General features: G+C 73.6%; 12 protein-coding genes. 4 read left to right on the forward strand and 8 right to left on the reverse strand.

Features of this window, described 5'->3' with window-relative positions; all coding sequences use genetic code 11:
- Positions 1 to 211 precede the first annotated feature (211 nt).
- Positions 212 to 1,615 (reverse strand): amidase, encoded by a 1,404-nt coding sequence (locus tag VKG64_05305; protein ID HKB24455.1) that lies wholly within the window; start codon positions 1,613 to 1,615, stop codon positions 212 to 214.
- Positions 1,608 to 1,766, reverse strand: coding sequence for a hypothetical protein (locus VKG64_05310; protein ID HKB24456.1), 159 nt, complete (start codon positions 1,764 to 1,766; stop codon positions 1,608 to 1,610). The genes VKG64_05305 and VKG64_05310 overlap by 8 nt, the downstream gene beginning before the upstream one ends.
- A gap of 33 nt (positions 1,767 to 1,799) precedes the next feature.
- Between VKG64_05310 and VKG64_05315 the strand changes: the two genes are divergently transcribed.
- The 4 genes from VKG64_05315 to VKG64_05330 all read left to right on the forward strand — a co-directional run bounded on the left by VKG64_05315 (position 1,800) and on the right by VKG64_05330 (position 3,493).
- Positions 1,800 to 2,246: an intradiol ring-cleavage dioxygenase gene (locus tag VKG64_05315; GenBank protein ID HKB24457.1), complete on the forward strand. Its 447-nt coding sequence runs from the start codon at positions 1,800 to 1,802 to the stop codon at positions 2,244 to 2,246.
- A gap of 105 nt (positions 2,247 to 2,351) precedes the next feature.
- Positions 2,352 to 3,128, forward strand: coding sequence for an SDR family NAD(P)-dependent oxidoreductase (locus tag VKG64_05320; protein HKB24458.1), 777 nt, complete (start codon positions 2,352 to 2,354; stop codon positions 3,126 to 3,128).
- Positions 3,125 to 3,331 carry a hypothetical protein gene (locus VKG64_05325; protein ID HKB24459.1) on the forward strand — a complete coding sequence of 69 codons (207 nt, stop codon included), beginning with the start codon at positions 3,125 to 3,127 and terminating at the stop codon, positions 3,329 to 3,331. Before VKG64_05320 ends, VKG64_05325 begins: the two co-directional genes overlap by 4 nt.
- Positions 3,332 to 3,493 (forward strand): hypothetical protein, encoded by a 162-nt coding sequence (locus tag VKG64_05330; protein ID HKB24460.1) that lies wholly within the window; start codon positions 3,332 to 3,334, stop codon positions 3,491 to 3,493.
- Between the two features lie 61 nt (positions 3,494 to 3,554).
- On the opposite strand, the gene VKG64_05335 is transcribed toward VKG64_05330, so the two are convergent.
- The 6 genes from VKG64_05335 to VKG64_05360 are packed head-to-tail and all read right to left on the reverse strand — an operon-like array spanning position 3,555 to position 10,017.
- A complete protein-coding gene (locus VKG64_05335; GenBank protein HKB24461.1) occupies positions 3,555 to 4,376 on the reverse strand; it encodes an RluA family pseudouridine synthase in 822 nt (273 codons plus the stop codon).
- A complete protein-coding gene (locus VKG64_05340) occupies positions 4,373 to 4,813 on the reverse strand; it encodes a response regulator (GenBank protein HKB24462.1) in 441 nt (146 codons plus the stop codon). Before VKG64_05340 ends, VKG64_05335 begins: the two co-directional genes overlap by 4 nt.
- A gap of 3 nt (positions 4,814 to 4,816) precedes the next feature.
- A complete protein-coding gene (locus tag VKG64_05345) occupies positions 4,817 to 5,878 on the reverse strand; it encodes a DUF4118 domain-containing protein (protein ID HKB24463.1) in 1,062 nt (353 codons plus the stop codon).
- A 4-nt stretch (positions 5,879 to 5,882) separates the two neighbouring features.
- The gene (locus VKG64_05350) at positions 5,883 to 7,679 is read right to left on the reverse strand and encodes a CoA-transferase (GenBank protein HKB24464.1); all 1,797 of its coding nucleotides are present in this window, start codon (positions 7,677 to 7,679) and stop codon (positions 5,883 to 5,885) included.
- The gene (locus VKG64_05355; protein ID HKB24465.1) at positions 7,679 to 8,035 is read right to left on the reverse strand and encodes a DUF1232 domain-containing protein; all 357 of its coding nucleotides are present in this window, start codon (positions 8,033 to 8,035) and stop codon (positions 7,679 to 7,681) included. The genes VKG64_05350 and VKG64_05355 overlap by 1 nt, the downstream gene beginning before the upstream one ends.
- Complete coding sequence (locus tag VKG64_05360) at positions 8,032 to 10,017, reverse strand: heterodisulfide reductase-related iron-sulfur binding cluster (GenBank protein HKB24466.1); 1,986 nt, start codon at positions 10,015 to 10,017, stop codon at positions 8,032 to 8,034. The genes VKG64_05355 and VKG64_05360 overlap by 4 nt, the downstream gene beginning before the upstream one ends.
- Between the last annotated feature and the right edge of the window lie 94 nt (positions 10,018 to 10,111).

A 10,111-nucleotide genomic window follows, 5' to 3' on the forward strand; every position in this document is an offset into this window, starting at 1 on the left:
GCCGCGGACGACGCGGTCCCGCCGGCGATGAGTCCCGGCAAGCCATCGAAGAGCGCCCGGTCGGGGGTGTCGGGGTAGAGGCTCTTGAGGACGCTCGCGGCGACGAGCGACAGGGCCACGATGCCGGCGAAGGCGATCGCGTAGGCCGCGAAGACGGTCCACAGCCGCGGCGGACCGAGGGGCGGCGGCGGTGCGGGCGCGTCCGCGGAGATCAGTCGAGCGCCGGACGGCGCGTGACCCAGCCGGCCGCCCGCTCGTAGGCGTGACCGAGCCGGAGCGTCGTCGCCTCGTCGAACGGGCGGCCCACGACCTGGAGCGCGAGCGGGCGCCCGTCGCGCGCGAACCCGCAGGGCACCGCGAGCGCCGGCAGGCCAAGCCCGTTGAACGGCCGGGTCAGGCGGGAGAAGCGTCCCATGCGGCGGACGACCTCCTCGGGCGTCCCCGCCTTCACCGCGTCGAGCGCCGGGGCGGGCTCGGGAATCACCGGCATCACCAGCGCCTGCGCCCCGGCGAACACCCGGGCGACGAATTCGCGCGCGCAGCGGGCGCGCAGCCGCAGCGCCTGGAGATAGTCGTGCGCGGAGATGCGGAGGCCGACCTCGAGGCGGGACCGGACCGCGGGCTGGAGCTCGTGCGGCCGCTCGCGGAGGAGCTTCGCGTGGATCGCCGCGGACTCGGCGCGCGCGATCACGTTGCACAGGTCGGCGAGCGGCGCGGGATCGGGCAGCCGCACCGCGACCACCTCGGCGCCGAGCTCCGCGAGGACCTTCGCGGCGGCGCGGACCGCCGCGTCCATCTCGGCGTCGAGCCCGTCGAAGTAGTAATTCTCGGGGACGCCGACGCGGAGGCCCTCGACCGGCGTCTCGAGGACGCGCTCGTAGTACGGCACGCCCCGCCGGCTCGACGTGGCGTCGAGCGGGTCGTAGCCGGCGATCGCGCCGAGGAGGAGCGCCGCGTCCGCGACCGTGCGCGTGAGGGGACCCACGTGGTCCAGGGACCACGAGAGCGGCATCGCCCCCGCGCGGCTCACGCGCCCGTACGTCGGCTTGAGCCCCACGACGCCGCAGCACGCGGCGGGGAGCCGGATCGACCCGCCCGTGTCGCTCCCGAGGGCGCCGACGACGAAGCCCGCGGCGACGGCCGCCGCGGAGCCGCTCGAGGAGCCCCCCGCCGCGTGGCCGCGCTTCCACGGGTTCTGCACGTCGCCGTGGTGCGCGTTGTCCCCGAAGGGCCCGAGCGCCAGCTCGGTCATGTTGAGCTTGCCGAGCGTCACGGCGCCCGCCTCCCGCAGGCGGGCCACCACGGTGGACTCCGCGTCGGGCGCGAAGTACTCGCGGGTCTTCGTCCCGCAGGAGGTCGGGAGCCCGCGGACGTGGAAGAGGTCCTTGTAGGCGAGCGGGATCCCGTGCAGCGGCCCGCGCGAGAGGCCCGCGGCGAGCTCCGCCTCGAGCTCGCGCGCGGTCGCGAGCGCGCCCTCCGCGTCCACCGTGATGAAGCTCCGGATCGAGGGGTCGAGCCGCTCGACCCGCGCCAGGCACTCGCGCGTCACCTCGACGGGCGAGACCCGGCGCGCGGCGATCGCGCGGGAGAGCGGTGCGAGCGACCAGTCAGTCACTGTGCTCGCGGGCGTCGCGGACGTCGGGATCGTTGTCGAGCGCCGCGACGAACCCCGACGGCTCGTCGGTGAGCAAGAGCTCCGCCGCGAGCCGCGCGATGGCGGCGGCGGGATCGGTGTCGGCCGTCGGCGTGCGATCGGTGTCGCTCATGCGTCTCGGCGTCGGGAATGATAGCATTGGCGCGTGCTCCGCGCGCTGGCTCTTGTCGCGCTGCTCCTCGGCCTTCCGGAAACCGCCGCCCCGCAGCCCGCGTGTTCGCCGACCCGCGCCGACATGCTCGGCCCGTTCTACGAGCCCGGCGCGCCCGAGCGCGCGACGACGGGGCGCGGGCTCGTCGTGAGCGGCGCCGTCCGCTCCGCCAAGGGCTGCGCGGGCCTGCTCGGCGCGCGGCTCGAGTGGTGGTCCGCGAACGCCTCGGGCGAGTACGACGGCGCGCACCGCGCGACCCAGCGCGCGGGCGCCGAGGGCCGCTATCGCTACGAGACGAGCGTCCCGGGCCGCTATCCCGGCCGGCCGCCGCACGTGCACGTGCGCGTCAGCGCGCCCGGCCACCGCACGCTCGTCACCCAGCTCTACCCGAGAGACGGCCAGACCGACATGCAAACCGACTTCGTCCTCATTGCAGACTAACTTCGTCCTCAGTGCGCATTAGATGAACGGAGCCAGCACGCTTCTTTGTCAGGCCACCCCCGAAGTATTCCGTCCTCGTGGACCCCGCTACAACAGGAGAACCGCATGAGGCTCAAAGGCCAGGTGGCGCTCGTCACGGGCGCTGGACGCGGCATCGGCGAGGCCATCGCGCTCGCGTTCGCCCGCGAGGGCGCGAGGGTGGCCGTCGCCGACGTCGACCCGAAGACGGCGCAGGCCACGGCGCGGCGCATCGGGCGCGGGCGCGCGCTCGCGCTCCACATGGACGTGGCCGACTCCGGCTCCGTCCGCGACGGCTTCGACGCGATCGACCGGACGTGGCGGCGCATCGACGTCGCCGTCACCAACGCCGCCGTCGAGCCGATCGTCCCCTTCCTCGAGCTCGGCGAGGCGACGTGGGACCGCATCATCGACGTGAACCTCAAGGGCACGTTCCTCGTCGCCCAGGCCGCGGCCCGGCGCATGGCCCGGCGCCGCCGCGGCGTCATCATCACGCTCTCGTCGGTGAACGCCGAGGTCGCGCGCCCCGAGTCGGCGGCCTACGCGGCGACGAAGGGCGGCGTGCGCCAGCTCACCAAGGCCATGGCGATCGCGCTGGCGCCCCACGGGATCCGCGTCAACGCGATCGGGCCCGGCACCGTCGTGACGGGCCTCACTCGCCACCTCCTCCGGCGCCGCGCCTGGCGCGACGCCGTCTACGCGCGCACTCCGATGCAGCGCGTGGCCGAGCCGCGCGAGATCGCCGAGGTCGCGGTCTTCCTCGCCTCGGAGGCGTCGTCGTACATGACCGGGAGCACCGTCTACGTGGACGGCGGCCGGCTCGCGCTGAACGGCCTCATGCCGCTCCGCCCGGCACGCCGGTGAGCCCGACCGCCGCCCGCGTCGCGAACATCGGCGCCGCCGGCCGCCGGCGCCGCCTCCTGCTGGGCGCGGCGGCGCTGGGCCTCGGCGTGGTCGCGCTCGCCGCGTTGCTCGTCGCGGGCGTGGACCGCGGCTGGCGCCTGGCACTCTTCGTGCCCTTCTGGTTCGGCGCGCTCGGTTCCCTCCAGGCGCGCGGCCACACCTGAGTGCGGCTCGCCGCGCGCGGCGCGCGCGAGGCCGACGCCGGCGAGGAGCCCGTGGCGGATCCCTTCGTCGTCGCGCAGCTCAAGCGCCAGGCGCGCGAGATCCACGTGGAGTCCTTGCTCGTCGCCGCGGCGCTCACCGGGCTCGCGCTGCTGATCCCGTAGATTTCGCTCGCCTCGGACGGCAGGGCCCCAGCCCCGGGCCGTGCTACGGCTCGCCCTGCAGCTAGACGCGGCGGAACGCGGACGGTACCGGGCTCTCGAAGCTCACGCGCCGCCCGTCCGGATGCACGAAGGCGAGCCGCGTGGCGTGCAGGCACAGCCGCCGCAGCGGATTGCGCCGGCTCCCGTACGCCAGGTCGCCCACGATCGGATGGCCCGCGGCCGCGAGCTGGGCCCGGAGCTGGCCGCGCCGCCCGGTCACGAGCTTGAGCTCGAGCGTCGTGGTGGCCGGGCGCCGGTCGAGGACCCGGTAGCGCGTCACCGCCTCCCTGCCCCGCCCGCCGTCGCGCGCGACCCTGACCCGGCGCCCCGCGTCCGCCGCGAGCCGGGCGCTCAGCGTTCCGTCCGTGGCCTGCACGTCGCCCTCGACGACCGCGACGTACACCCGCTCGGGGCTCCGCGCCACGAACTGCGCCTGGAGCGCCCGCTTCACGGCGGGCGACCGCGCGAACACGATCAGCCCCGAGGTCTCGCGGTCGAGCCGGTGGACGATGAAGATCCGGCCGTGCCCCTCGCCGGCGCCCGCGTAGTCCGCCAGCATGCGGTACGCGGTCCGCTCGCGCTCTCGCTCGGTCGCGATCGTGAGGAGCCCGGCGGGCTTGTCCACGACGAGGACGTCCCGGTCCTCGTGGATCAGCGTGAGCGGCGCAGGGAACGCAGGCGGCGGCGGGACACCGAGCTCGACGCGATCGCCGGGCCGCACGGGGACGTCGCCGCGCCGGACCACGGCGCCGTTGACGCGGACGCGCGCGCCCTCGAGCCACTGCTTGAGCCGGCGCCCCGACGCGCCGGGGTGCAGGGCCGCCAGGCGCTCACGGAGGGTCAACGGGGCTCGCCGGGCCGCCGGAAGCCCGGAAAGCTCCGCGCCGCGAGGAAGAAGCGCCGGACGGTCGCACGGAGCTCGTCGATCGGCAGGGGCTTCCTGAGGCAGGGAATGCGGAGCGAGAAGAGGAGCTCCGCGACGTCGGGCTCCACGGCGCCGCCCGTCATGAACATCACGCGCCGCGCGAGCTCGGGATCGCGGCCCTGGAGCTCGCGGAAGAACGCGGGGCCGTCCAGCCCGGGCATGCGAACGTCGATCAGGACCAGGTCGAACGGCGTGTCGCGCACGAGCTCGAGGGCGATGACGCCGCTGGCCGCGACCGTCACCCGGTACCCGTCCTCCTTCAGCACGTCCTCGGCGACGCCCGCGAACGCGGCGTCGTCGTCGACGACCAGGATGGACCGCGCACCCGCGGGCTCGGGCGGTCCCGCCGCGGCCACCGGTCAGTCCGACGACTTACGGATGTCGAGCATGCTCGGCAGATGCGGCGACGTCTGCTCCGCCATGCGAACGCGCTCGATGCGCGTCATCCGGTCCACGATCTCCTGGATCCGGCGCGCGGCCTCGAGCGCCCGTTTCAGACGCTCGGTGGCCTCGCCCTCCGCCGAGGGCATCGACAGGTTGGTCACGATCACCGTGAGCGGGTTGTTGATCTCGTGGGCCGCGGCCGCGGCCAGGTCGGCGACCGCGCGGAGCCGCACCGCCTGGCGCTCGGCCTCCTCCGCGCGCTTGCGGTCCGTGATGTCGATCGCGAGCGCCTCGACGAGGCCGTCCGCCTCGCGGGCGCTGACGAGCACGGCGAGGGGCGAGCCGTCGCTCCGCTTCCACGCGACCTCGTGGCTCTGGATGACCACGCCCGGGGCGAGCGAGGCCACGAGCTCCTCCCAGCCCTCCGGACGCGCGAAGAAGTCCCGCGCCGAGCGCGCCAGGAGCTCCTCGCGCGTGTGAACGCCGAGGAGGTGCCTGAGAGCGTCGCTCACCTCGACGAGCCGGCCATCGCGGTGGGCGCGGAAGACGCCGGCGAGGTTCCGCTCGAACTGGAGGCGGTAGCGCTCCGCCGACGTCCGGAGCTCGTCGGCGAGGTTCGCGAGCTTGGCCGCCGCCTCCTCGGCCCGCACGCGCTCGTCCACCTGCTGCCGGAGCTCCGCGGCCGTCGCCTCGGCGCGCCGCTGGGCACGCAGGAGCCGGTCGCTCAGCGAGCTGATCAGGAGGCCCACGCACAGGAACAGGACCATGCCGACCCAGTCGCCGGTGTCGCTGATGCCGAGCGACTTGATCGGGGGCAGCCAGTAGTAGTTGATGATGAGCGACGACACGAACGTGTTGAGGAGCCCCGGCCCCAGGCCGCCGAACCAGGCGCTCAGCATCACGGCGGGATAGAACGGCAGGAGCAGGTGGATCGGCGCCCAGTGGGGCTCGAGCAGGAGGCTCACGACCGTCGCCAGCGCCGCGAACGCCACCGCGAGGAGGTACCGCCGCCACGTCACCACGCTTCCGTGCCCCATGACGTCAGGCCTCGCCGAGGAAGTAGCGGCGCGGGTCGAAGAGCCGGACGAGCCGGAGCTCCTCGAGCGTCGGCGGGGCGATCCGCGCGAGGTCGGGCGCGACGGCGAGCTCCCAGCCGCACGCCTCGCGCGCCGCCCGGACCGCCGCGTCCACGGGCCCGTCCGCGTACACGGCGGTCAGCGCGAGCTCGGCGTGCGGGTCGGCCTTCGCGTACACGCCGAGGTCCGAGACGACCGTGGTGACGCCGCGGCCGGGCGCCGTGACGTACGCGACCTTGTCGACGAAGCGCGTCCGGCTCTGCGCGAGCGTCACCACGACCTCGCGCGCCGAGGACGCGATGTCGTTCGCGCCGCCCGAGCCCGTGATGTAGGTCACGCCCGGAACGAGCGTCGAGTTGATGTTGCCGTGCTTGTCGATCTGGCCCGCGGCGAGCGAGCCGATGCAGCGGTTGTGCCGGCCGCCCATGAAGATCCCCATGACGTGGAAGATGTCGGTCAGCATCTTCGACGACGGGAAGTTCCGGAACGAGAAGACGAACGGCTCGGCCGGGCGCGGCAGGTAGCCGAGCATCCCGGTCTCGGCCATCAGCTCGACGTCCACGCCCTCGGCCTTCAGCTGGTACGCGGAGAGCCACGCGGCCAGGTTCGAGTTGCCGACGCCCGCGAGGTAGCTCCGGTAGCCCTTGGCCCGGACCTTCTCGCTCAGGATCCGCGCCGCCGCGACGACCATCCGCTCCCCGGCGCCCACCCGGTCGTCGGGGCCGAGGTTCGGCGCGAGCATCTCGAGCTCGCTCACCCACGCGTCGCTGTCGGCGCGTCCCTTCACCTCCATCAGGCGCGCGTAGCCGAGCTTCGCGACGTAGGCCGCCTGGTCGGGGACGTCGAGCATCCACTCGCGGATCCACGCCTCCGCGCTCTCGCGCATCCTGAACGCCTTCCGCGCCTCGAGGATGAACGCGAGGTCCTCCGCGTACCCCTCGAGCTCGGGCAGGCCCATGCCGTACATCCCCGCCGGGTGCGCGCCGAAGGGCGCCTCGACCACGGCCGCGACGTACTGGCCGGGCAGCCGCACGAAGCCCGCGTGGCGGCGGATGACCTCCGTCGGCACGATCTTCTCGACGGTGACGATGGCGCCGCGCCGCGCGGCCATCGCCGCGTAGAAGTTCTCGTTGAGCGGCGCCGCGGAGAGGACGTTGCCCGCGCGGTCGGCCGCCCACGCGTGGAAGAGGGCCACGTCGGGCACGAGCGCCCTGACGAAGCCGACCCGGCCGCCGCCCGGCTCGCCCGGCGCCGCGAACGGGTCGTCCACCGCGAGGAAGTCGCCGTCGCGCGCGTTGTCCTCCTCCATCGAGGAGCCGAGAAGCGAGCGCGTCGGCATGAACGGCACGCCCATCGCGCCCGCGAGGAGCCGGAGCGGGATGGTCAGCATCGTCCAGTTCTGGACGCCGACCCGGCCCTCGAGGATCGCGCGCGCGATGAGCGGCTGAGGCACCGGGAACGGATAGCCCTCGCCCACGAACGTGGTGACGAGCCGCTCGACGAGCCCGCCCACGACGAGCGCCGTCCAGGGCGAGCCGATGCCGGTGAGCGCGAGCGTCCACCCGGGGCTCCGGCCCCACCACTGCCTCACCAGCTCGCGCACGAGCGCGCTCGGCCGGCCGTGGGCCGAGCCGGCGTAGATCGTCTGGCCGGGCTCGATCAGGCGCCGCACCGCGGCCTCGAGCGTGGCGGTCTTGTCGGGTCCCTCGACCGGCGGGACGGCGAGGCGGCGCTGGATGAGCTCGGCGTACTCGGGTCGCATCAGCGGCCGCCGGCGGGGGAGAAGATGCGTAGCTTGAGGCGGCGCGGCACCCACGCGGCGAGGACGCCCGCGACGCGCGCGATCCGCTCGAGGGACTCCGGGCTCCCCGGCCAGTAGCGGAGCACGAGCCCGCGGTCCACGAAGTTCAGGATCCCGTCCACGACGATCGCCGCCACGAAGAGGTCGTCGAGGGCGCCGAGGACCGGAATGAAATCGGGGATCAGGTCCACGGGCGAGACGAGGTAGAGCACCGCGGCGGCGACCGCCAGCTTCGCCGCCGTGGGCAGCACGGGGTCGGCGGCGAGCCGCGCGAGCGTGCGCGCGAGGTCGGGGAGCGCCTTGAGGAGCGCGATCATTCCAGGCTCTCGGCCACCAGCTCGCTCACGTCCTTGACCTGAAGGCTCTCCTCGGCGCCCGCCACCTTGCGGCCGAGGTCCACCATGGCGAGGCAGAACGGGCAGCCGGTGCCCACCATGTCCACCTTGGCCTCGAGCGCCTCCTCGACGCGGATCAGGTTCACGCGCCGCTTCGCCTTGACCTCCATCCACATGTGGCCGCCGCCCCCGCCGCAGCAGAGGCCGCGGGCACGGTTGCGCGGCAGCTCGACGACGCGCAGGCCCGGCACCGCGCGGGCCACGCGGCGCGGCGCCTCCATGATGCCATTGTAGCGGCCGAGGTAGCACGAGTCGTGGAAGGCGAGCGTCGCGTCGAGCGGCTTCCGGGGCGTGATCCGCCCGCTCCGGAGGAGCTCGTCGATGAGCTCGGAGTGGTGCACGACCTCGTAGCTCCCGCCGAACTGGGGGAACTCGTTCCGGAGCGTGTTGAAGCAATGCGGGCAGTGGGTGACGACCTTCTTGAAGCGATAGCGGCCGAGCGCCTGGACGTTCTCCCGCTGGAGCGTCTGGTAGAGGTACTCCTCGCCGAGGCGGCGCGCCACCTCGCCGTGGCAGCGCTCCTCCCGCAGGACCGCGAAGGACACACCCGCGGCCTTGAGGATCTTCACGAACGCGCGGGCGATCGCCTGGTTGCGCTTGTCGTACGAGGCCGAGCAGCCGACCCAGTAGAGATAGTCCACCTCCTTGCCGGGCTCGAGCACCGGCACGTCGAGGCCCTGGGCCCACGCGAGCCGCTCGCCGGGGGGCAGGCCCCACGGGTTGCCCGCGCGCCGGATGTTCTGAAGGGATTGGGGCGCCGTGGACGGCAGGGCGCCCTCCGAGAGCGCGAGGTAGCGGCGGAGGTCGATGATCGTGTCCACGATGTCGATGAACGCGGGGCACTCCTCCACGCACGCCATGCACGTCGTGCACGCCCAGAGCTCGTCCGGCTTGATCAGCTCGCCGTGGATCGGCCCGGCCGCCTCGCCGTGCATGTGGCGCTTGAGCTTCACGATGATCTGCTTGGGGGAGAGCGCGGAGCCGGCCATGTAGGCGGGGCACGCCGCCTGGCAGCGCCCGCACTCCACGCACGCGTCGAAGTCGAGCCGCCGCTTCCAGGAGAACTCCTCCAGCTTCGAGACGCCGAGGCTCTCCGCCTCCTCGATGTTCTCGATCTTCGGGATCGCGCCCCGGGGCCCGAGCTTCGCGAAGAAGATGTTGAGCGGCGTGGTCAGCAGGTGCATGAAGTACGAGAACGGGACGATCGCCACGAACGCGAGCGAGATCGCGGCGTGGAAGAGCCACACCGAAAGGTGCGTCGCGCGGAGCGCGCCCTCGGTCATGCCGAGTGCCTGCATGCCCTGGCCGAGCGCCCAGCCGACGGGCGACCAGGGGGCCCACGGGGGCCGCACCGCCGCGAGGCGGCACGCCTCGATCACGAAGCCCGACAGGTTGATCACGAACAGGAGCGCCAGCACCCCCGCGAAGCGCGCCGCCGGGTCCACCCGGTCGGGCCGCGCGACGAAGCGGCGCCAGACGGCCATGCCGAGGCCGATCACGAAGAAGAGGCCGAAGAGGTCGAGCGTCGTCTTATAGAAGAGGTAGAAGCTCCCCCTGAGGAGCTTCACCCCGAAGAGCGGCAGCGTGATGTCCCAGTCGATCGTCGCGAGCACCGTGCCCATGAACAGGGCGAGGAAGCCCCAGAACATCGTCGCGTGCATGACGCCGGGGTACGCCTGCGAGAGCGTGCGCGCCTGGCCGAGCGCCTCGCGGACGACGAGCATGACGCGCGTGGGGATGCGATCGAAGCGGTCCTCGGGGAGCCCGCGGCGCCAGAGGGTCACGCGCCGCCAGACGCCCCAGGCGAAGATCGCGACGGCGACCGCGCCGCCTGCGTAGAGGGCGACCTGCGCCCACCCGGGAACGTTCCAGAACGTGTCGCGGAAGGGCACGGCGGCGCTCATGTGGACTTCAACCTTAGCACAGCGGGGATCGCGGAGCGGCGGGGTCGGGGTCGGGCGCCCGTGATGCTATCCTTGGGGCGTGGAGCTCGCGGCG

It is taken from the genome of Candidatus Methylomirabilota bacterium, from assembly GCA_035260325.1.
Lineage (GTDB): Bacteria > Methylomirabilota > Methylomirabilia > Rokubacteriales > CSP1-6 > AR19.